At 43.4% G+C, this 22,601-nt stretch carries 12 protein-coding genes; 10 read left to right on the top strand and 2 right to left on the bottom strand.

From position 1 onward, the window contains the following. Positions 1-231 precede the first annotated feature (231 nt). A complete protein-coding gene (cysK, locus tag M1P97_RS25350) occupies positions 232-1,179 on the bottom strand; it encodes a cysteine synthase A (protein WP_249390529.1) in 948 nt (315 codons plus the stop codon). 149 nt (positions 1,180-1,328) lie between these two features. Between cysK and M1P97_RS25345 the strand changes: the two genes are divergently transcribed. The 5 genes from M1P97_RS25345 to M1P97_RS25325 all read left to right on the top strand — a co-directional run bounded on the left by M1P97_RS25345 (position 1,329) and on the right by M1P97_RS25325 (position 11,139). Beyond that, positions 1,329-1,871, top strand: a complete 543-nt coding sequence (locus M1P97_RS25345; RefSeq protein WP_249390531.1) for an RNA polymerase sigma-70 factor — start codon at positions 1,329-1,331, stop codon at positions 1,869-1,871. 100 nt (positions 1,872-1,971) lie between these two features. After that, positions 1,972-2,949: a FecR family protein gene (locus M1P97_RS25340; RefSeq protein WP_249390528.1), complete on the top strand. Its 978-nt coding sequence runs from the start codon at positions 1,972-1,974 to the stop codon at positions 2,947-2,949. A 227-nt stretch (positions 2,950-3,176) separates the two neighbouring features. Continuing rightward, the gene (locus tag M1P97_RS25335) at positions 3,177-6,488 is read left to right on the top strand and encodes a TonB-dependent receptor (protein WP_249390527.1); all 3,312 of its coding nucleotides are present in this window, start codon (positions 3,177-3,179) and stop codon (positions 6,486-6,488) included. A gap of 39 nt (positions 6,489-6,527) precedes the next feature. Beyond that, on the top strand, positions 6,528-8,135 hold the full coding sequence (locus M1P97_RS25330; RefSeq protein WP_195373507.1) for a RagB/SusD family nutrient uptake outer membrane protein: 1,608 nt from the start codon (positions 6,528-6,530) through the stop codon (positions 8,133-8,135). A gap of 91 nt (positions 8,136-8,226) precedes the next feature. Beyond that, on the top strand, positions 8,227-11,139 hold the full coding sequence (locus tag M1P97_RS25325; protein ID WP_394803951.1) for a glycoside hydrolase family 2 TIM barrel-domain containing protein: 2,913 nt from the start codon (positions 8,227-8,229) through the stop codon (positions 11,137-11,139). A gap of 89 nt (positions 11,140-11,228) precedes the next feature. Here the strand turns inward: M1P97_RS25325 and M1P97_RS25320 are convergent, their stop codons facing one another. Continuing rightward, positions 11,229-11,819: an RNA polymerase sigma-70 factor gene (locus M1P97_RS25320; protein WP_195373505.1), complete on the bottom strand. Its 591-nt coding sequence runs from the start codon at positions 11,817-11,819 to the stop codon at positions 11,229-11,231. Positions 11,820-11,964: 145 nt separating this feature from the next. Between M1P97_RS25320 and M1P97_RS25315 the strand changes: the two genes are divergently transcribed. From M1P97_RS25315 to M1P97_RS25295, 5 genes are all read left to right on the top strand, one after another. After that, a complete protein-coding gene (locus M1P97_RS25315) occupies positions 11,965-12,897 on the top strand; it encodes a FecR family protein (protein WP_249390526.1) in 933 nt (310 codons plus the stop codon). A gap of 168 nt (positions 12,898-13,065) precedes the next feature. Further along, positions 13,066-16,461, top strand: a complete 3,396-nt coding sequence (locus M1P97_RS25310) for a TonB-dependent receptor (RefSeq protein WP_249390525.1) — start codon at positions 13,066-13,068, stop codon at positions 16,459-16,461. 12 nt (positions 16,462-16,473) lie between these two features. Then, on the top strand, positions 16,474-18,177 hold the full coding sequence (locus tag M1P97_RS25305; protein WP_249390524.1) for a RagB/SusD family nutrient uptake outer membrane protein: 1,704 nt from the start codon (positions 16,474-16,476) through the stop codon (positions 18,175-18,177). A gap of 27 nt (positions 18,178-18,204) precedes the next feature. Next, positions 18,205-20,685: a hypothetical protein gene (locus M1P97_RS25300; protein WP_249390523.1), complete on the top strand. Its 2,481-nt coding sequence runs from the start codon at positions 18,205-18,207 to the stop codon at positions 20,683-20,685. Between the two features lie 12 nt (positions 20,686-20,697). Next, positions 20,698-22,560, top strand: a complete 1,863-nt coding sequence (locus tag M1P97_RS25295) for an FAD-dependent oxidoreductase (RefSeq protein WP_249390522.1) — start codon at positions 20,698-20,700, stop codon at positions 22,558-22,560. The last annotated feature ends 41 nt before the right edge of the window (positions 22,561-22,601 follow it).

Here is a 22,601-nt window from a genome sequence, read left to right as displayed (position 1 = left end):
AACTCCTTGCTCAATAATTCTTTGGGAATCTCCATAAAATTTACATTTTTCAAATTTAATAAATAAAAAAAACTACAAGTAACAATACCTGTAGTTTTTCATTTACACAATTTTATGGACAGTGTCAATTGTAATTTCGTTATCGCTCATTAATTAAATCAGCCAGATTGTTATTTACGTTAAAACACAACCTGGCTGATCTTATTTCAGTTCTTATCAAAAGGAGTCTTTTTACAAAGGATATTCCTCAAACGCATACAACATCGTCGACAGATACCGTTCCCCTGTATCGGGCAATAAGGCCACGATTGTCTTGCCCGCATTCTCCGGCAGTTCGGCCAACTTCAATGCCGCATATACTGCTGCCCCGGAAGAGATGCCGACCAGCAAACCTTCCGTCTGTGCCAGTTCACGGCTGGTGCGGATGGCGTCGTCGTTTTCTACCTGTATGATTTCATCAACAAACTTGCCGTTATATGTTTTAGGAATGAAGCCGGCACCGATACCCTGTATCTTATGTGGACCGGGTTTGCCTCCCGAAAGAACCGGCGAGTCGCTGGGTTCTACGGCAACGATCTTGACATTCGGGTTATGTGCTTTCAGCCCTTCTCCGACACCACTGACCGTACCGCCTGTGCCTACACCGGCAACGAAGATGTCGATTTTGCCATCCGTATCCCGCCAGATCTCCTGTGCAGTTGTCTTTACATGTACGGCAGGATTTGCCGGATTTTCAAATTGTTGAAGGATAACAGATCCCGGTGTTTCGTCACGCAAGGCTTCCGCCTTGGCAATCGCACCTTTCATGCCTTCTGCTCCGGAGGTGAGGACGAGGTGTGCACCGAGTGCTTTCAGCAGGTTACGGCGTTCCAGGCTCATCGTCTCCGGCATGGTAAGTATCAGTTTGTATCCTTTAGCTGCTGAGACAAAGGCCAGGCCGACACCCGTATTGCCACTGGTCGGTTCGATAATGGTGGCTCCCGGTTTCAGGATACCTTTTTCTTCGGCGTTTTCGATCATTGCCAGGGCGATGCGGTCTTTCACACTGCCTGCCGGGTTGAAGTATTCCAGCTTTCCGATCAGTTTAGCTTTTAAACCTTTGCTTGCATTGAAATTGGAGAACTCTAACAAGGGAGTATTACCCACTAAGTCAGTTAGTTTTTGTGCTACGTTTGCCATATTCTTTCTAATTTTAGTTGTTCTTTATTTATACAACAAAGATAAGCATTGAATTGGTAGCCGGACATACCATAAATAGGGTATATTTTATTTTTGTTTATTAACGATAAAATAATTCTCTTATCTTTGTACTATTCTGAATGAAACAGATGGAAGAAAACGAACTTATTTTATTACTAAAACAGAGTAGCAAGGAGGCTTTCACGACTTTATATAAAAAGTACTGGAAGCAGGTGTACAATTTCAGCCGGCTTTACCTGACGAGTCAGAGTATCGCGGAAGAAGTTGTACAGGAGGTTTTTATAAAGGTATGGGAATCGCGTGACTTCCTGCGTGAGGAAGAAAATTTCAAAGGATTATTATTCATTATCACCCGTAATCTTATCTTTAATATACATCGTAAAAGTGTAAATGAAGATTTCTATAAGATAACCGTCCTTTCCGCCATGGAAAGTTCATATGATATAGAAGAAGAGATAGAAGCAAAGAACCTGAGCGAATATATCGATCTGTTGATTGCAGAGTTGCCGCCACGTCGCCGTGAAATATTTAATCTGAGCAGGAAAGAGAATAAAGCTTATAAGGAAATAGCGCTTTTATTGAATATCTCGGAGAAGACCGTTGAGAATCAAATTAGCGAGGCACTTAAATATCTCAGGAAGAATATTGTTTTACTATCTCTGTTCGTATAGGACAAAACCATCCCCCCTTTTTATCTTTTGAAAAAAAATTGCGACCGGATAGGGGGAAGCTATCTGTTCAGGTGTATTTATTATAAAGAGAGTAATAGAGATGGACCAGAAGGATACAAAATATATATTGAAAAAACTTATGCAGGATGCATTGGCTGAGGAAGAACAGGCTGCCCTGAACGACCGGAAGACCGTGAAGCGGAAAATGTTCAGCCAATGGGAAAATGCTCCTGATGCTGTCAGCTCTGATAGGGCCGACGGAAAACAGATATGGTACCATATCTGTCAGAGACTCTGGAGTAGAGTCTCTGACAGAAGATATCTATATTATAAAATTTACAGTATAGCAGCTTCCTTGCTGTTATTGCTGGCGGTAGGAAGTATGGCTTTCTATATAGTCGGCAATAAGAAAGAAGTTGCGATGTATATCGTAACTTCCGGTATTCAGAATATGCAGTCGGTTTCTTTGCCCGATGGTACGTTTGTGCAGTTGGGCCCCGGTAGCAGATTAACTTATCCCGCCAACTTTACCGGAGAAACCCGCGAAATACAGTTAAGTGGACAGGCTTTCTTTGATGTCTGCAAAAGTCCTGCCAAGCCATTCATCGTACATACTTCTAATATGCAGATAGAGGCACTGGGAACTGCCTTCGAAATCTTCGATTACGAAATAGAGAATAAATCGGAAACGGTTCTACTGAACGGTAGTGTCCGTATCAATCTAAACCGTACCACAGGAGATATGAAGGAGTTTATCCTATCGCCGGATGAAAAGATCGTACATGATAGATGGATCGACTCGACTTACATCCAGCCTGTCGATGCCGATAAATATACCGCCTGGCGCAAGCAGAAAATACTCAGCTTTGAGAATGAAAAACTATCGATGATTATCCCGCGCCTCGAACAATGGTACGGGCGCAAGGTGATGTGTCAGCAGGATTTAGCAGATAAATACCGTTTTACGTTTAAAGTGAGGGACGAATCATTGGAACGTATCTTATTTATAATGGGAGAATCGTCTCCGCTAGGATATCAGAAGACCACTAATGGAAATTTTGTAATAAAGCTCAAATAATTAATAACTTAAATTTATTGCCTATGAACACATGAAGGGGGTAACCTAAAAAAATTGGAAGATACCTGCAAGTATCTCCCAATCCGTGAGTTTTCGAAAAATGCAGGTCTTTTATGAGTAAGAACCAATGACTTGCATTTAGTATTTATCAAAAACAATACAAAGTTATGAAAAAAAACAATGACAGGGATTGTTGTGTCCCGTTATTTAGAAAAACAATTCGTATTATGAAAATCACAACCTTATTTTCACTCGGTGTGGCCTGTTGTATTTCTGCCTCTACCTACGCGCAGAATTACAAAGTGTCGATCAACAAAAAGAACAGTAGTATTATTGAAATCTTAAAGGATATCGAGAAGAATAGTGAATTCTCGTTTTTCTTTAACGACAATAATGTAAACGTCAACAGGAAAGCTAGTGTGAAAGCCAAGAATGCCTCTTTGGAAGAGGTGCTTGAGCAAGTGTTCGAGAATACCGGATATAATTACCAGATCATAGACCGCCAGGTACTGGTAAAAGCAGACAATTCGGTGAAAACGATGAATGGCGTTGCCGGTGTGGCACAGCAGAACAAGATGGTAAGCGGTGTCGTTACCGATGCCAGTGGTGAGCCCATCATCGGTGCGAATGTTATCATTAAAGGTACCACGACGGGTAGCATTACTGATATTGACGGTAAGTTTATGCTGGAAGCCAAAAACGGTGATGTGATCCAGTTTTCTTTTATCGGCTATCTGACTCAGGAAGTTTCTTATACCGGACAGGCAACATTATCGGTTAATCTGGTGGAAGATACACAGAAACTGGAAGAAATTGTCGTTGTAGGTTACGGTGTACAGAAGAAAGTAAATATGTCGGGTGCCGTTGCAACAGTAGACAGTAAAGTATTGGAAAGCCGTCCCGTTCAGAACGTATCGTCAGCCCTTCAGGGGATAATGCCCGGTGTGATGGTAACCTCCGGACAAGGACGTCCGGGACAGGACCAGGCAACGATCCGCGTGCGTGGTGTCGGTACATTGAATACCGCCGACCCGTATATCCTGGTGGACGGTGTCGAAACCGGTACGATGAACTCGGTCGATCCGAACGATATCGAGAGTATTTCCGTATTGAAGGATGCTGCTTCGGCTGCTATCTACGGATCGAAAGCCTCTAACGGGGTTATCCTGATCACGACGAAACGGGGGAAGACCGGTAAGCCCCGTATCTCTTATAATGGATATGTTGGTGTTCAGAAAGCAACTGAAACGATCGACCGCATGAGCTCTTACGATTATGCCCGTCTTTACAATCAGTCCTTGATTAACGAAGGTCTGAACCCACGTTTCACAGATGCGGAGATCAGTTTGTTCCAAAGCGGTACAGATCCTAATTATCCGAATACGGACTGGTATGACGAAGCTTATCAGACAGGTGTTCAGCACTCTCATAACGTGAGCATAACAGGCGGTACGGAAACTGCCAAGTACATGGGCTCTGTCGGTTACCTGCATCAGACGGGTATCCTGCCACATGCCGAAAGACAGCAGTTCAACGGACGTACTAATATGGATATGAAGCTAAATTCGCGCCTGAATGTACGCCTCAATCTGGCTTATATCAAGAATGACTATACCGACCCGAACTCATCCTATGCGAGCGGTAGCTCCGACCAGATCATCCGTCAGTTGAACCGTATCGCTCCGTGGATCGTGAACCGCTATGATGACGGTACATACGGCACAATCTCCGATGGTAACCCGATTGCCTGGCTGGATGCAGACCAGACGGTCGACCGTAAGAACCAGAACTTCTCCGGAACGCTGGCTGCCGATTATAAAATTATCGACGGACTGGTTGCCACGCTGACTGGCTCGTATGTGAATAACCAGCAACATTATAAAGCTTTCCAGAAGTTTATCCAGTATAACCCGAACAAAGCGACGGAGCCGAACAAGCTGAACGAAGAGTTCCGAGGCTGGCATCGTGCCTCTTTCGACGCTTTATTGAATTATGATAAACAGTTCGGTAAACATGGCTTGAAAGCAATGGCCGGATGGCACACTGAAAAGTACGACTATACGGAACATAAGATGGAACGTAAGAACTTCCCGACCAACGACCTGAACGACATGAATGCCGGTGATGCGGCTACTCAGAAGAATGAAGGTTTCTCACGCGAACTGGCTATGATCTCCTGGTTCGGACGTATCAACTACGACTTTATGGGGAAATATATCCTGGAAGCCAATATCCGTGCGGATGCTTCTTCCCGTTTTGCCGACGGTAATCGTTGGGGTTATTTCCCCTCTTTCTCCGGTGCATGGCGTATCAGTGAAGAAGGTTTTATGGAGAATACAAAAGACTGGTTGAACAACCTGAAAGTGCGTGCCTCATGGGGGAAACTGGGTAACCAGGATGCTTTGACCGATTATTATCCATGGATGAATACCTATAATCTGGATGCGAAGTATCCGTTGGGCGGCTCTCTGCAATCGGGTTATTATCAGAAGTCTTATAAATTGTCTACCATCACCTGGGAAAAGGCTCGTACATGGGGACTCGGTTTGGACGCAACGATCAATAACAAGATCAATTTTACGATCGATTATTACGACAGAAAGACAACCGGTATCATTATGGACGTTCCGGTTCCGCAGGAATTCGGTCTGGAAGCTTATAAAGATAACGTAGGCGAAATGGTCAACAAAGGTATCGAAATCGTATTGAGCTACAATAATAAATGGGGCGACTGGTCATTCGGTGCGACCGGTAACTTTGCTTACAACAAGAACGAAGTATTGAACCTGGGAGGAGTAACCGATATGGTAGACCCGAATAACGAAAACAAACTTCGCCGTGTAGGTGATCGTCTGAACTCGTACCGCGTCTATAAAGCCGACGGTTTCTTCAACTCAGATGAAGCTGCTCAGGCCTGGATGGATAAGTATTCAAAACAGGAAGGCTATCCGTTCGGTACCCGCAAGTTTAAAGCCGGTGATTTGATTTACCACGATACGAATAATGATGGTAAAATAACTGCCGACGACCGTATCTTAGGTGGATCGACAGATCCTTCCGTTACATTCGGCTTGAGTTTAAATGCTGGTTATAAAGGTTTCGACCTTTCCATGATGCTTTCTGGTGCTGCCGGTGTACACCGTTTGATTAACCAGGAAGTGACCGGTTACTTCAATGGTGACGACTCTCACCCTGCTACTGTATGGCTGGATGCCTGGACGCCTGATAATATGGATGCTAAAATGCCTCGTATCGCATATTCCACTACCTCTCCCAGCTTATCGTCAAATGTAATGTCGACTTTCTGGTTACAGAACTCTAGTTACCTGCGTATGAAGAACCTGCAGTTCGGGTATACGATTCCGAAGAATATTCTGAAGTCGGCCGGTATCGAGAACCTGCGCGTGTATTATTCCGTAGAAAACTTGTTTACGATCCATAACATGCTTGTTAGTGTCGATCCGGAAATCTCCAGCGAACGTGCTTCCAGCTTCCCGCTGACTCAGACACATGCTTTCGGTGTGAATATAACATTCTAATAGGAACGATTAGTTATGAATAAAATAAAAGAATATAACATGAAACGCTTATTTATATATATGCTGGCCGGAATGACATTGGCCGGAACGTCCTGTTCAGACTTTTTGGATACAGTACCTAAGGATGCACTCTCACCCGCAACCACATGGCAGACGGAAGCTGATGCTGAAAAGTTCCTGATCGGCTGTTACGACGGTTGGGGCGATGAGACTGGTATCATGTATTGGGATTGCGGTTCCGATTTCGGTTTCAACTACCATATCCATGAAAACTGGAAAAATATCGGCAACGGTAGTATGACAGCCAGTAATCAGGTGGCAGATTATTATGATTTCTCCATGATCCGCCGCTGCAATGACTTTCTGATCAATATCGAGCCGTTGGAATTTGCTGATGCTGCTAAGAAAAACAATATGATCGGCCAGGTGAAGACGATCCGCGCTTATCAATATTTCAATATGAACTGGTGGTATGGCGGTGTACCTATCATCGAGTCTTATGAGACGGCAGAGGAGGCTAAAGTAGCCCGCAATACGGAAGAAGAAGTAAAGAACTTTATTTACGATGAAATCGATGCAGCTATTCCTTTATTGAATGCTGCACCTGCGGCAAGAGGTTATATAGCCAAAGGAACGGCTATGGCTCTCAAAATGCGTTCGGCCTTGTATTATGGCGACTATCAGCGTGCCAAAGAGGCGGCAAAGGCGATTATGGATCTGGGACAATATGAATTGGATCCTAGCTTCGACAATCTTTTCACCGTAGCAGGACAAGGTTCGAAGGAAATCATCGCAGCTTTTCAGCGCGACGAGAACCTGTATGATAACTGGATGATCGGAACGATGTATAACAATGCAGACGGCGGTTGGTCGTCGATGGTTCCGACCCAGAACCTGGTAGATGCCTACGAAATGAGTAACGGTTTGACCAAGGAAGAAACCGGAAGCGGTTACGACGCTACCCATCCGTATGCAAATCGTGACCCGCGTATGGCAATGACCGTTCTTTTCCCGGGTATGGATTGGGAAGGCGGTATCCTGAATACACTGGATGCCACGATCGACGGAAGTAAGAATCCGAATAATCCGGACGATGCCGATAATGCTTCCAAGACAGGATTGACTTGGGGCAAATATCTGTTGGACAAGTCACAATATGCCGATATGTGGGCTACGAATGCCTCCGTGATTATCTTCCGGTATGCCGAAGTATTACTGAGTTATGCCGAAGCAGAAAACGAATTAAATGGTCCGTCTGCCGAAATATACGGTATGTTGGATCAGGTTCGTAACCGTGTCGGTATGCCGGCAGTAGACCGTGGTAAATATGCTACGCAAGCAAAATTGCGTGAATTGATCCGCCGTGAACGTTCTGTCGAACTGGCTGGTGAAGGCCTTCGCCGTGCCGATATCCTGCGTTGGAAAGACGATAGCGGCAAGATGCTGGCCGAAACACTGATGAACGGTCCGTTGACCCGCGTATCAGGTACCGTAAATACCGGTGAATCCGATCCGTATAAACGTGCAACGGTTTCCGGTACAAGCCTGATCGAGAACCGTTCGTTTGCTACTCATAACCGTTATCTGCCTATCAAACAGGATTACCTGGATAAGAATCCGAATCTGAAACAGAATACCGGCTATTAATTAGGTATTGACAACTATATTGATTAAGTGAAGGGATATATTGGATTATTTCTGATATATCCCTTATTTTGTATCGAAAAGACTTGAAGACATGAAATACACAAACATACTCTATTCCCTTTTCCTGCTTGCCGGCCTGCTTTCGGGATATGGCTGTAACGTTACCTCTTCCGGCCGTCAGGTATTGGATATGAATACTGACTGGGCCTTCTTCCGGGGTGAAGTGGTTGACGGTGGCAGGATGGATTTGGATGATTCCGGCTGGATACCCGTCGCCCTGCCGCATATCATGCAACTGGAAACAAAGCATTGCGGAGGAAACTCGATATATGACGGCGTCGGTTGGTATCGCCGTTATTTTAAACTTCCTGATAACGATAAGGATAAACGTGTCGTTGTCTCTTTCGAAGGAGTAATGACGAACTGCGATGTCTATTTAAACGGGAAAAAGATAACAAAACATCATGGCGGTTATATGGGATTTGTGGCTGATCTGACGGATCATGTCGACTGGAACGGTAATAATGTACTGGCAGTTCGTGTTTCTGCTGAACATGATCCGCTGACTCCTCCGGGAAAGCCGCAGGATAAGATGGACTTCTATTATTATAGCGGTATATACCGGGATGTCAGGATGGTTATTACCGATAAAATATATATAACCGATCCTTTACAGGAAGAGATAGTAGCCGGTGGCGGCCAGTTCATCACTTTTCCGGAGGTGACAAATGAAAGGGCAAGAGTTCACGTATCCACACATATCCGTAATCGATCGGATAAGAATGCAACGTTGACCTTATTCTCTCAGCTAAAAGATTCTACGGGGTGTGTGGTTGCCGAAGTGAAGACTCCGGTCGATTTGCAGAAACAGTCGGACGAAACAGTAGTGCAGGATTTGATTGTCGACAATCCCGCCTTATGGCATCCTTACGCACCCCATCTTTATACCTTGCAGACACAAGTCCTATCCGGTGAAAAAGTACTGGACGAAACAGAGGAAAAAGTCGGTATCCGTACGATCCGTTACACAGCGGAGGAGGGTTTCTTTATCAATGGAGAAAAACTGTATATGCGCGGAGCCAACCGTCACCAGGCTTTTGCCAATGTCGGTGATGCTGCTTCCAATTCGATGCAGGTACGGGATGCGATCGACCTGAAGCAGGGTGGCTACAATGCCGTCCGTGCCGCCCATTATCCGAGTGATCCGGCTTTTCTCGATGCCTGCGATAAGTATGGCCTGTTGGTTGTCGAATGTATTCTCGGCTGGCAGTTTTATAATACCGATTCCACATTTATCAAACGGCTTTATGATGTAGGACGTCGGATGATTCGCCGGGATCGGAATCATCCTTCCGTCGTACTTTGGGAAACGGCGCTGAATGAATCCCGTTATCCGGTCTCACTGGCGAGAGAAATTCAGGAACTGTCCCATGCGGAATATCCGGGTGACCAGATGTATACAGCCGGCGATTACTTCGGGCATGCCGATATGGAACCTTATTACGATGTCTTTTACAAACAGGTATCCAAATTCCCGAAAGATGGCGATGTAATGAGCAATTATCCCGAAGACTTCATTGTGGTCAAACCCTTGTTTACCCGCGAGTGGGGAGACGGTGTAGGAGAGAAGCCCCGTGTCAGTCTGAAAGAGAACGAAGAAGAACAGATGCGTCAGTGTCGCAGCCGTATCGAACAGTTGAATGGCAAAGGGTATTTCGACTGGTGCATGCTGGATGCCAATCCGCATATGGGTGGGCATTTTGTATGGAGTTACAACGATTATGCACGTGGTAGCCAGGATGAAACGATGTACAGCGGTGTGGTCGACATCAACCGTTATCCGAAGTTCAGTTATTTCATGTTGCAGAGTATGCGTGATAAGTCTGTCTCTCAGCCGGGATTGTACGATGGACCGATGGTCTTTATCGCTTCCTATAATGCATCAGTAGATTTCACCTCTTCTACAACAGATATTACGGTCTTTTCCAATTGTGATGAAGTAAAATTATACCGTAACGATCAACTGATAGGAAAACAGACACGCGAGGAAAGGACACCCTTGTATCGTCCGGTCGTTGAAAAAGGGGGCAGCCCCGTATTCATCTTCAATGCCGGAGAATATGAAGCCGGGACATTGAAAGCGGAAGCTCTTGTGGATGGAAAAGTAGTGGCTACACATCATGTGACGACACCGGAGCAGGCGGATCACCTGGTAGTAGATATCAAAACGAATGGTATTATCTCGGTGGCAGACGGTTCGGATATGATTCCTGTCTATTTTAAGGTTTGCGATAAGAATGGCACTTTAGTCTACAACTCCCAGCAGGAGATCCGGATACAGGTCTCGGGAGAAGGTTCACTGATTGGCGATACAATCAGCCGTATCGGAATCAATCCGCAAAAAGTCGAAGGCGGTATCGGTTTTGTCTTTATACGTACGACGAAAAAGGCCGGTAAGATCGTTGTGGAAGCCACCGCAGACGGTTTATCAGCCGGTAGGGCAGAGGTTATGACGGAACCTTTCCGTAACTCTTATTTGCCAGATGGAGAACATACGGTATTCAAAGGGCAGGAAGAAGATAATGTAGTCGTGAAGCCCTCTTCCTGGCAGAAGCGTATATTGGAAAGACCCCGTCTGAAGATCGGTTCCGTCCAGGTAGGCAGTAGTCAGAACGGGTATCCGTCCTCGAATATCATAGATAATGATGACCACACCTGGTGGATCGCAGGCGAAGATAAACTTCCGCAGGTAATCACGCTGGCGTTGGATCGTCCGGGCTATGTAGCAGCCAGCCGTATTCTTTTCCAGAAAGACAGTTCTTCCTATAAGCACAAAGTGGAGACGTCACAGGATGGCGAACACTGGGAACTTTTGTATGAACGGGAATGTACAGGCTGGGAATTCAAACCGATGACTGTCGACCGTGAAATAAAATATCTTCGTCTGACAATAGATAATGTTTCCGAAGGACGCGCCGGGCTGGGGGAAATATCATTGTATTAACCGGATATAAATATTCATGGTACAAACCGGAAATTTAAATCTTGCTTAAGGCCGATTTTCAGGACTCTTAGATGAGATTTAAATTTCTTCTAATTAAGGAAGCGGGTAAATAATAAGAATAAAGGCAAATAATCTTTTAGCTCTTCTCTCAGTATTTCTATGGCCCTACTTTTATATCTCTTTACCGTTCTGCTGGAAACTCCCATTATTTCAGCAATCTCTTCGATACTCTTATTTTCAAAACGGTTCATTTCGAAAGCCAGCCGGTATTCGGCAGGTAACTTTTCCAATGTCTTGTTTAAGAGGTTTTGCAGTTCCTGTAATGTATAGATATCGTCCTGGTCTTCCAGATAGAGAGGCAGTTTCTTCTGGAGCGTTGTTTCGTAGTCCTGTTTGTACCCCTGGTTCCGCAGGTGATTTAAGCTCAGATTCTTGACACATGTTATCAGGAAATTCCTGGCAGAAGTGCAGGGGGCGATGGTTTTTCTTTTTTCCCAAATAGTAAAGAATACGTCTTGTACGATATCTTCCCGTGTCTCCTGGTCGTCGATATACCGTCTGGCAAATTGGCACAACGCAACGTAATACTGTTCGAATAAAGAACGGTAAGCCACTTGGTCATCATTATTGGAGATACTCCATAAAAGATAATCTATGCTATCTGTATCAGGTCTTTCCACAATAAATATACATTGAGTCTGTTCATTTTGTCAAACAAAGATAGTAATGAGAAAATATAAACCTCACTTTTTTTATAAAAAAATAAGAAGAGAATGTCCCCTTTCCCGTGCTGGTGTGTCTATTTATAAAAGGTAATCATATACTATGGAACAGGATAAAAGAGAAATAAAAGAATATATCCGTATGGCAAAAGCTATCAACGATGATATTAGTGATTATGATAATTATGATATCGGGCAGGCTTTTATGAAGAATCAGAAAAGAATCACCAAGTATTTCTGGAAACAAAGTATTTTTAGGAGTGCAATGCGGATCGCATCCATATTGCTACTTCCTTTTATTTTATCAACGGGCATATTATCATATTTATATATGAGTCGATTACAGGAGGATAAGCATATTTCTTATCTGGAAGTTGTTTCAGCACCGGGGATTGTAACACAGATGGAGTTGCCTGATAAATCAAAAGTTTGGCTTAATGCAGGTAGTTCACTCCGTTATCCGTCCCGCTTTGTTGGTGATGAAAGAAATGTTTATTTATCAGGTGAAGGATACTTTGAAGTACAATCAGATAAGCAGCATCCCTTTTATGTATCAGTAAATGAAGAAATGAAAGTAATGGCACATGGAACCAAATTTAACGTGAATGCTTATAATGATGAGATGTGGGTAGAGACAACGTTGGAAACCGGTCTGGTCGATGTTACTATTAACAAACAAACTGTATTGTTGAAACCTAATGAACAGGCTTATTATGACAAATCGAATAAAAAAATATTGATTCGTACAGTTAATGTTGATGAGAAAATAGCCTGGAAGGATGGATACCTGATATTTAGGAATACTCCACTGGATGAAGTAATAAAACAGTTGTCACGACGGTATAACGTAGATATTGTTATGCATAAAAAGATTGATATTGATTATAAATGCAGAGCTTCATTTAGCACTGAAAGTATAAACCAGATACTTGATTATCTGAAGTTAGTAGCTCCTATGGAATGGAAGATTGTAGAAGCAAAACAACTACAGGATTCGTCTTATCCGCGTCAGCGTATAGATATTTGGTTAAAGTAAAATAAGTGGAATAAATTAGAGAAAGGAGGTCGTAAAAGAACAAACAGGTAGTCGTAAAAAGGAAAGGACAAGCATAAGCGTCAACTTATCCTTGTCCCCTAATCAAAAAATTAAGTCCGACGGCAATCGGTCCTAATTCGTTTAATTATAAAATTCAAGTACAAAGTTATGAAAATTCTAAAACAATCCAATGGGGATATCCCCCAATGTATACTTAAATCAGTGCGTGTTATGAGAGTCGGTATATTCCTACTATTTATAATAATAGCTCAGCTGCGTGCGGAAAGCCTATATTCACAAAGTACCGTTATTAATTTGAAGTTGGAGAATGTAACGGTGGAACAAGTTATTGACAGGATAGAGAAAGAGACAGAATATTCTTTTCTTTTTACAGATAAGTCAGTAGATATCGACTGGAAAGTGAATGTAAATATTCAAGGTAAGAATATTAATGAAACATTAGAGACATTATTTGGCGGAACAGATGTACAATACCGTATTCTGGATAAACAGATTGTGTTGTCCAATAGAAAACTTCTGGCTCAAAATATTAATCAGCAAAAACAAGTCAGTGGGATTATTATGGATACAAGCGGAGATCCGGTCATTGGCGCAAATGTTGTTGAAAAAGGAACTACCAACGGCACTATATCCGATGTACAAGGTAATTTCACGCTTAGTGTAGCACCAGATGCTACACTAATGATAACCTATATAGGTTATATACCGCAGGAAATAAAGGTCGAAAAGCACAGTACTTTTACAATAGTTTTGCGGGAAGACTCCGAAACGTTGGATGAAGTAGTCGTAGTAGGTTATGGCACAATGAAAAAGAAAGACTTGACAGGTGCGGTTAGTGCCATTAAAGGAGGGGATCTGGCTGCCCGTAAAACTACTCAACTCTCAACGGCTCTACAAGGTGCTGTAGCCGGAGTTTTGGTTACACGCGATAACGGAGCTCCCGGTGCTACTGCCGGAAGTATTAAAGTACGTGGCGTAACAACGATCGGAGATACCAGTCCGCTGGTTATTATAGATGGCGTACCGGGAGATATTAATCAAGTGAATCCGAATGATGTTGAAAATATGTCTGTTTTGAAAGATGCAGCCTCTTCTTCGATCTATGGTTCGCGTGCTGCTGCCGGAGTAATTCTTATTACGACAAAACGAGCCAAAGAAAATGATTTATCTTTAGGATATAATTTTGAATATGGCTGGGAGATACCGCTCAAACAACCTGAGTATGTAGGAGTACAACGCTATTTGGAAATGACTAATGAATTGCGTTATAATGACAATAATGCGGGAGGATGGTTCCAGACTTATTCGGAAGACCAGGTAAATAACTGGTTGAAATATAATCAAACAGATCCCAATAATTATCCGAATACAGATTGGACGGATTTAATCCTGAAAGGATCGGCTCCCCGTCAGACACATGCCATTAATATTGCCGGCGGTAGTAAAGCGGTACGTACAAAAGCTTCTTTTACGTATGATAAAATAGATGGCTTATATGCCGATCGTTTTTATGAACGTTTTATGGTCCGTGTTAATAATGACTTTAAGATTAATAAGTACCTGGGAGCTACACTGGATTTCAATTTCAAAAGATCAAAGGCGCACCGGCCTACATTCGAACCGTTTGACAGAATGAGGATCTCTCCACCGGTTTATGCTGCTATGTGGGATGACGGACGTATTGCTGAAGGTAAATCCGGATCAAATGTATATGGCAGGGTCATGGAAGGAGGAACTCGTGACGAGTGGAATAACCAGATCGGTGGTAAAGCCTCTTTGGATCTGACTCCGATAGAAGGGTTAAAAGTATCCGGTGTAATCGCCCCGGTGTATAATTTTGCCAAGATAAAGAATTTCAATAAGGCGGTTCCCTATACATTGGCGGATGATCCGAGCACGGTCGGTGGATATCTGGAAGGACAAACCACAACCAAACTGACTGAAAACCGGAATGATAATTATAATGTAACTATTCAGGGAATTGCAAATTATATGAAGTCATTTGGTAAACATGATCTGAACCTGATGGCCGGTTATGAAGCTTATTATGCTTTTTGGGAGAATCTGGAGGCATCCCGCGACCAGTATGAATTAAATAATTACCCGTATCTGGATTTGGGGCCTCTTTCTATGCGTGACAATAAAGGCAATGCGGAGGAAGTCTCTTATCGTTCGTGGTTTGGGCGTGTAATGTATAATTATGATAATCGTTATTTGTTGCAGGCAAATATTCGTTATGACGGCTCTTCACGTTTTCACAAAAAATTCCGCTGGGGATCTTTCCCTTCATTTTCTGCCGGATGGGTTGTAAGTGAGGAGCGATTTATGAAAGAGGCTAATCTGGGTTGGCTTTCTTTCCTGAAAGCTCGTGCCTCCTGGGGAACATTGGGTAATGAACGTATATACAAGCCAAATACAACTGACCAGAATTATTATCCGTATCAGGCTGCCATTGCCTTCAGCAATGTATTGTTCTATCAGAACGGACAACCTCTTTCGCAGCTTTCAGCAGCTCAGCAGATTTATGCTATCGAGAATATCTCGTGGGAAAAGACGGAATCTTTTGATATCGGATTAGACGCTCAGTTCTTTAATAGTCGCTTGCGCTTTACGGCTGATTATTATAAGAAAAAAACAAAAGATATGTTGTTGGCACTCGAAATTCCTGACTATGTAGGTTTTGATAATCCCCAGAAGAATACCGGGAATATGCATACAAAAGGATATGAATTCGATTTAGGTTGGAATGATCAGGTAGGCGACTGGCGTTATGGTGTATCTGTCAACTTTTCTGATTTTATATCGAAGATGGGTGATTTAGGAGGTACAGAGTTTTTAGGTGATCAGGTTAAAATGAAAGGTAGCCAGTTTAATGAATGGTACGGTTATTTAAGTGATGGTCTGTATCAAACTCAGGAAGAAGTGGATAATTTACCCAAATTGAATAACAATATAAAAGTAGGAGATGTGAAATATAAAGATATCTCTGGTCCCGATGGAGTTCCTGATGGAAAGATCTCTTCGGAATACGATCGTGTATTGTTAGGAGGTTCTCTTCCAAGATATATGTTCGGCGGAACTGTAAATGTAGGATACAAAGGATTTGACTTGTCTATGGCTTTCCAGGGAGTGGGTAGCCAGTTAGTCAGGATGAACACACAGATGGTTCAACCGTTAAGGGAAAACTTCGGTAATGTTCCGGGGTTTTTGGATGGGAACTACTGGAGTCCTTTGAATTCGGAAGCAGAAAATCTGAATGCGAAATATCCCAGGTTGACTTATGCAAATGCATCTTCTAATTATGCCATGTCGGATTTCTGGCTATTCGAAGGTCGCTACCTGCGTTTAAAAAATCTGACATTCGGATATACTATACCTGAAAGGATTGTTCAAAAGATTAGTATTAATAATCTAAGAGTATATGTAAGTGCAAACGACCTGTTCTGTTTAAGTAAATATCCGACAGGTTGGGATCCTGAAATGGGATATGATAAATATCCTATTACAACCTCTGTTTTATTTGGTGTATCTGTTAACTTTTAAAAATTGAATATTATGAAACACAATATAATAACACTTTTATTGGGTGGTTGCTGTTTGCTGAATTCCTGCTATGAGTTGGATATAAACCCTTTGGCTCAAGGCTCCAGTGAGAATTGGTATTCTTCGGAAACTGAAATTGAAATGGCTCTTAAGGATGGATACCGGATTGATTTCTGGCCAAAAGACAAGGAAGAATGGACAGACGATTATGTCTATCGTGAAACAAATTCATCTATCGTAAATGGCACATTGAACGGGCAGGATGGTTCTGTTACCGATATGTGGAAAAAACAATATAAGGCCATAGCTAGGGCTAACACCATTTTAGCCAATATGGAAAAGGCGCAATCATTAAATATTCCGCAAAATAAAATAGACCTCTATACGGCGGAAGCTTATTTTCTGAGAGCGTCGATGTATGCCCGCCTGATCTCTCATTTTGGAGATGTGGTGTATGTTACGGAAGTGATCAGTATTGAAGAGGCTTTTAAAGTAGGCCGTACTCCTAAAGCGGAGATTATTCCAGAAGTGTATAACGATTTTGATAAAGCAGCGGCAACGTTGCCTGTCTCTTATTCCGGATCGACTTCTCAGCGTGCAACTAAAGGTGCTGCTTTGGCATTGAAAGCCCGTTTTGCCCTTTATATGGGGGATTGGACGGTAGCAATGGAGGCCGCTAAGGCTTGCATCGAGCTGGATAGATATAAGCTGCATCCGGATTTCTCTGATTTGTTTTTGTCGACAACCCGGAATTCAGAAGAATCGATCTTTGTTTTACCACGTTCTGTTTCGGATAAAGTCACGCTGGGTAGTGAAGAAGTCTTGAATGTTATTTCCCGTAATTCGGGTGGTTGGTCAGCCAAAGATCCGTCATGGGATCTGCTGGCCGCATATACTTGTACGGATGGTTTACCGATCGATGAATCACCGTTGTTCGATTCGCATGACCCATTTAAGAATCGTGACCCGCGTTGTACTGCTACGATTGTAGCTTTTGGCTCCCGTCATTTGGGCTTTGATTACGATCCGCATCCGGAAGCACTGGAAGTAATGAATTACAATACAGGTAAGATGCAGAAAAATAATGATACCCGTGCCAATGCACAGTATGCTTCTTTTAATGGCTTAATATGGAAAAAAGGAGTTGATGAAACCTGGCTGGATAATGGGAAAGATGTAGACCCGGATTATATAATTATCCGTTATGCAGATGTTTTACTGATGTATGCAGAAGCTAAAATAGAACTGAATCAGATCGACCAGTCCGTTCTGGATGCTATTAATATGGTAAGGGCAAGGGCTTATGGTGTTGATAAATCAGCGACAAATTTATATCCGGCTGTTACGGTGACCGATCAATCGGAACTTCGTAAAATAGTACGTCTGGAACGTCGGATGGAATTAGCCTATGAAGGACTCCGGTATATGGATCTGGTGCGTTGGCGGCTGGCTACAAAAGCCTTGTCAAATAAGAGTTATGGATTATTATACCCAGCCTCTTTACTAATAGAGAATGTAACCGACAGAGGCGGATGGTTCTGGCCTGGTACACCAGGCATAGATGAGGATGGTATTCCTGATTTTTCGGAAATGGAGAAAGCCGGACAGATTGCTGTCCTGTCACAACGTTTATGGAATGATCGTCAATATCTATGGCCCATTCCGACTAAAGAGATTTTAATAAATGAGAACCTGAGACAAAATGAGGGTTATTAGTGATTATATTTTAATTGTATACATAGAATGAATATTAAAACAATCCTTGGGGTTTTGGCTACACTTTCTGTTGTTGGATGTACGGCCCGGAAAGATATAAAGAAAATACCTGAATCTATTTCCGGTATTTATCCCCGTCTGGCATATTATAATAATGAGGGAGAATGTGGTACCGGTGCAGTTGTTCCCTGGGCTGATCGCTTGTGGGTTATTACGTACGGACCTCATCTGCCGAATGGCTCTTCTGATAAATTGTATGAGATAACGTCTGATTACCAACAGATCGTAAGGCCGGAAAGTATCGGGGGAACTCCTGCTAACCGCATGATACATAAAGAAAGTAACCAGCTTTTCATCGGCCCGTATGCCATTGATAAAGCCCGGAATGTACGTGTAATTCCCTATGATGTCATGGCCGGACGCCATACGGGAAATGCGCGGCATCTGACCGATCCGGAAAATAAGATTTATTACGGGACAATGGAAGAAGGGTTTTATGAAGTAGATGTACATTCGCTTGCCGTAAAAGAACTATATCAGGATGGCAATAAAAAACAGCAGAAAAAGAATGATACAGATGCCGGGCCAATCAATGCTTTATTACCCGGAGTTCATGGTAAGGGCTTGTATTCCGGTCAGGGAGTAATGCTTTTCACCAACAATGGCGAAGGTACTCAGGAAGCGTTAAAGAAATTTGACGTAGAAGCCGGTGTCTTGGCTGAATGGGATGGAAAAGAATGGAAAACAGTACGGCGGAATCAGTTTGTGGAAGTAACAGGCCCCGGTGGTATTGATGGAAATGCTAATCCGGATACCGATCCGTTGTGGGCAACCGGTTGGGATTATAAATCGGTTTTATTGGGCGTACGTGATGCAAAAAAGGGTTGGTCTTTCTTCCGTCTTCCCAAAGCAAGTCATAGCTACGACGGAGCTCATGGTTGGAATACGGAATGGCCGCGTATACGCAATATAGGAACGGAGTCTGCTCCGGATTATCTTATGACAATGCATGGTTTGTTCTGGCATTTTCCCGGTTGGTTTACGGCAGATAGCAGTGCCGGAATCCGTCCGCGGTCGGCCTATCTGAAAGTTATTGGAGATTTTACCCGTTGGAATAATCAGTTGGTATTCGGTTGTGACGACTCGGCTCAGAAAGAATTTTTGAATAAGCGTAAAGCCAAAGGAGATATAGAAGGTCCCGGACAATCTAATTCCAATTTATGGTTTACCTCGCTGACAAAACCGGATGAACTGGGGCCGGCCACAGTTGGTGGCGCTGTTTGGGCAAAAGAAAAAGTAAAGGCTGATGAAGTGTCTGAACCATTTTTGTTTGCCGGATGGTCTAAACGCTGCGGTTGGATAAAAAATGAAGGTACACAGCAAGTTTCATTTACACTGGAAGTTGATGAAACCGGTACAAACAAATGGAAAACACTCAGATCCGTAACCGTTAAACCGGGTAAATCCGCCAGTGTCTTTTTTACTGCAGAGGATAAAGGAGAGTGGATCCGTGTGAGAACGGATAAAAATACGGTAGCAACAGTCAGCTTCTCTTATACAGATACAGATAATCGCTCCGTGCAACCGGCTTCTATTTATGACGGGTTAGCCTCTGTTAACGAGACAAACCTGAAGGAAGGGTTATTGTATGGCTTGGGAAACGACAGGCGGGCATTGGGATTGCTGGCCGGAACGGTAACCGATGGCAAAATCTCGGAAACCGGTTATTACGAAATGGGAGACAAGTTGGAGTTGGTTCGTAAAGAAGATAACGAAACTGCAGACTTTATCCGCAGTAGGTTTGCAATACCCCGGCAGGCTATCATCATAGAGAACAGTTCTGTTCTGATTGTTGATGACAATGGTCGTCGTTGGCGTTTACCTTTAGGGAATGAGACGTATAAAAAGCTTACAGATCAAGGAAACCTACGTGTTTGTCGTGAAGTTGCGACAGAGCGTGATTTGTTTAGTTGTATGGGAACATTCTATGAACTGCCGGCTGAGAATGCGGATGGCTATGCAAAAATCCGCCCTGTATCGTCTCACCAATATCGTATAAATGATTATGCTTCTTATCGGGGAATGCTTATCCTGACAGGTGTGAGGCCAGAAGAGGGGAAAGGAAATCCTCATATCATCATTTCGGATGATGGAAAAGCGGCAGTCTGGGTGGGTGTCATTGATGATCTGTGGCAATTGGGAAAACCCGTTGGACAAGGTGGACCCTGGAAAGACGCTGTGATAAAGGCCGGTATCCCTTCTGATCCTTATCTGATCGCTTTTTATGATAAGAAAAAACTGAGTTTGTCACATCAAAGCGATAAAGCTGTTACATTTGCAATAGAAGTAGATCCTACCGGCAACGGCGACTGGATGGAGTATGCTACTTGTACGGTAAAACCGGGAGAACAGTTTGTGCAACTGCTACCTGCTGAATTTCAAGCAAGATGGATACGGTTTGTTGCCGATAAGGATACGAAAGCAACAGCCTGGTTGGACTATAATTAAACAGATGAGTATATGAAGATTAAATTATCAGTTTTAATGATCTTATTAAACTTCCTGACTGCACAGTCGGCCGACCTTTTTGTCGAAGCCGAAAGCTTCACCCATAAAGGTGGTTGGGTAGTCGATCAGCAGTTTATGGATTTGATGGGCTCTTCCTATTTGCTGGCGCATGGAATGGGCGAACCTGTGGAAGATGCGCGAACAGAAGTTGTTTTTCCGGAGAAAGGAAAATACTATGTATATGTTCGTACATATAATTGGACTTCTCCCTGGAAAGACGGTGAAGGTCCGGGTAAGTTCAATCTGTATGTCGATAATAAAAAAATGATATCGCCGCTTGGAGCAGAAGGGAATGCCTGGATGTGGCAACTCGCCGGAAGTGTATCGGTAAAAGAACTGAAGACTGAAATCAGTCTGAAAGATCTGACCGGATTTGACGGTCGTTGTGATGCAATCTATTTTACAACGGAAAAAGATCAGATACCACCGTCGGATATGGATAAACTTTCAGCCTTCCGGCGACAGAAACTGAATTTACCAGCTGTAGCACCTTCGGCCGGGCAATTCGATCTGGTTGTTGTCGGTGCGGGTATTGCAGGCATGAGTGCTGCCGTATCAGCCGCCCGTCTGGGCTGTAAAGTAGCTTTGATCAACGACCGTCCGGTGATTGGAGGCAATAATAGTTCTGAGATCCGTGTACATTTGGGAGGACGAATAGAGGCTGGCCCTTATAAAGAGCTGGGTAATCTGCAAAAGGAATTTGGCCCGACCCGTGGAGGAAATGCTCAGCCAGCGGAATATTATGAAGACCGGAAGAAAATGGATTGGCTGGCTCAGGAAAAGAATGTAACGTTGTTTGCCAACTATCGTGCTATAAGGGTCGCAAAGGAGGGTGATAAAATCACCTCTGTAGTTGCCAAACACATAGAGAATGGTAAAGAACTGAGTTTTGAAGCTCCTGTCTTCTCCGACTGTACGGGAGACGGTACTGTCGGTTATCTGGCTGGTGCCGATTATCACATGGGGCGTGAAGCTCGCAGCGAATTCGCAGAGAGCACGGCTCCCGAAAAAGCGGATAAGATGACGATGGGGGCTTCCGTTCAATGGTATTCCGTGGATAATAAGAAACCGAGTGCCTTCCCGTATTTTAGTTACGGTATAGAATTCAATGAAAAGAACTGTGAACCTGTCACAATGGGGGAATGGACCTGGGAAACCGGGATGAACCTCGATCAGATCAAAGACTTCGAACGTATCCGTGATTATGGCCTGATGGTTGTTTACTCAAACTGGAGCTTTCTGAAAAACAGGATGAAAGAGAACAGTCAGTACAGAAACTTGAAACTGGGTTGGGTAGCCTATATTTCAGGTAAACGTGAGTCACGTCGTTTATTGGGCGATTATATTTTGAAGGAAGACGATATCCGCCGACATGTTGTACACGAAGACGGTGGAGCCGCTTCAACATGGAGTATTGACTTACATTATCCGGATCCTAAGAATACGGAGAATTTCCCCGGAGCGGAATTTAAGTCAATAGCAAAACATATCAATATCCATCCGTATCCTATACCTTATCGTTGCCTGTATTCCAGAAACGTCGATAACCTGTTTATGGCCGGACGCAATATCAGTGTTACGCATGTAGCCCTGGGCACTGTCCGTGTCATGCGTACCACCGGAATGATGGGCGAAGTCGTAGGAATGGCAGCTTCATTATGTAAGAAGTACGGAGTGCAGCCCCGTGGAGTGTACCGGTATTATCTACCCGACTTGAAAGAGTTGATGGAAAAAGGAATAGGAAAGAAGGGGCTGCCTAATAATCAGAAATATAATGAGGGCGGAACATTACAAGAAAAACCAGTGGTTGAGTGACGGTAAATATTGCAAATCCACCATAGGACTACTGTTTTGAC

This window comes from Parabacteroides leei, from assembly GCF_023369805.1.
Classification (GTDB): domain Bacteria; phylum Bacteroidota; class Bacteroidia; order Bacteroidales; family Tannerellaceae; genus Parabacteroides; species Parabacteroides leei.
The sequence above is the reverse complement of the archived record's forward strand: the minus strand, read 5'-3'. Positions and strand labels throughout refer to the sequence as shown.

Coding starts and splice junctions, on each gene's coding strand:
- cysK (WP_249390529.1), bottom strand. CDS start 1,179: ATGGCAAACGTAGCACAAAAACTAACTGACTTAGTGGGTAATACTCCC.
- M1P97_RS25345 (WP_249390531.1), top strand. CDS start 1,329: ATGGAAGAAAACGAACTTATTTTATTACTAAAACAGAGTAGCAAGGAG.
- M1P97_RS25340 (WP_249390528.1), top strand. CDS start 1,972: ATGGACCAGAAGGATACAAAATATATATTGAAAAAACTTATGCAGGAT.
- M1P97_RS25335 (WP_249390527.1), top strand. CDS start 3,177: ATGAAAATCACAACCTTATTTTCACTCGGTGTGGCCTGTTGTATTTCT.
- M1P97_RS25330 (WP_195373507.1), top strand. CDS start 6,528: ATGAAACGCTTATTTATATATATGCTGGCCGGAATGACATTGGCCGGA.
- M1P97_RS25325 (WP_394803951.1), top strand. CDS start 8,227: ATGAAATACACAAACATACTCTATTCCCTTTTCCTGCTTGCCGGCCTG.
- M1P97_RS25315 (WP_249390526.1), top strand. CDS start 11,965: ATGGAACAGGATAAAAGAGAAATAAAAGAATATATCCGTATGGCAAAA.
- M1P97_RS25310 (WP_249390525.1), top strand. CDS start 13,066: ATGAAAATTCTAAAACAATCCAATGGGGATATCCCCCAATGTATACTT.
- M1P97_RS25305 (WP_249390524.1), top strand. CDS start 16,474: ATGAAACACAATATAATAACACTTTTATTGGGTGGTTGCTGTTTGCTG.
- M1P97_RS25300 (WP_249390523.1), top strand. CDS start 18,205: ATGAATATTAAAACAATCCTTGGGGTTTTGGCTACACTTTCTGTTGTT.
- M1P97_RS25295 (WP_249390522.1), top strand. CDS start 20,698: ATGAAGATTAAATTATCAGTTTTAATGATCTTATTAAACTTCCTGACT.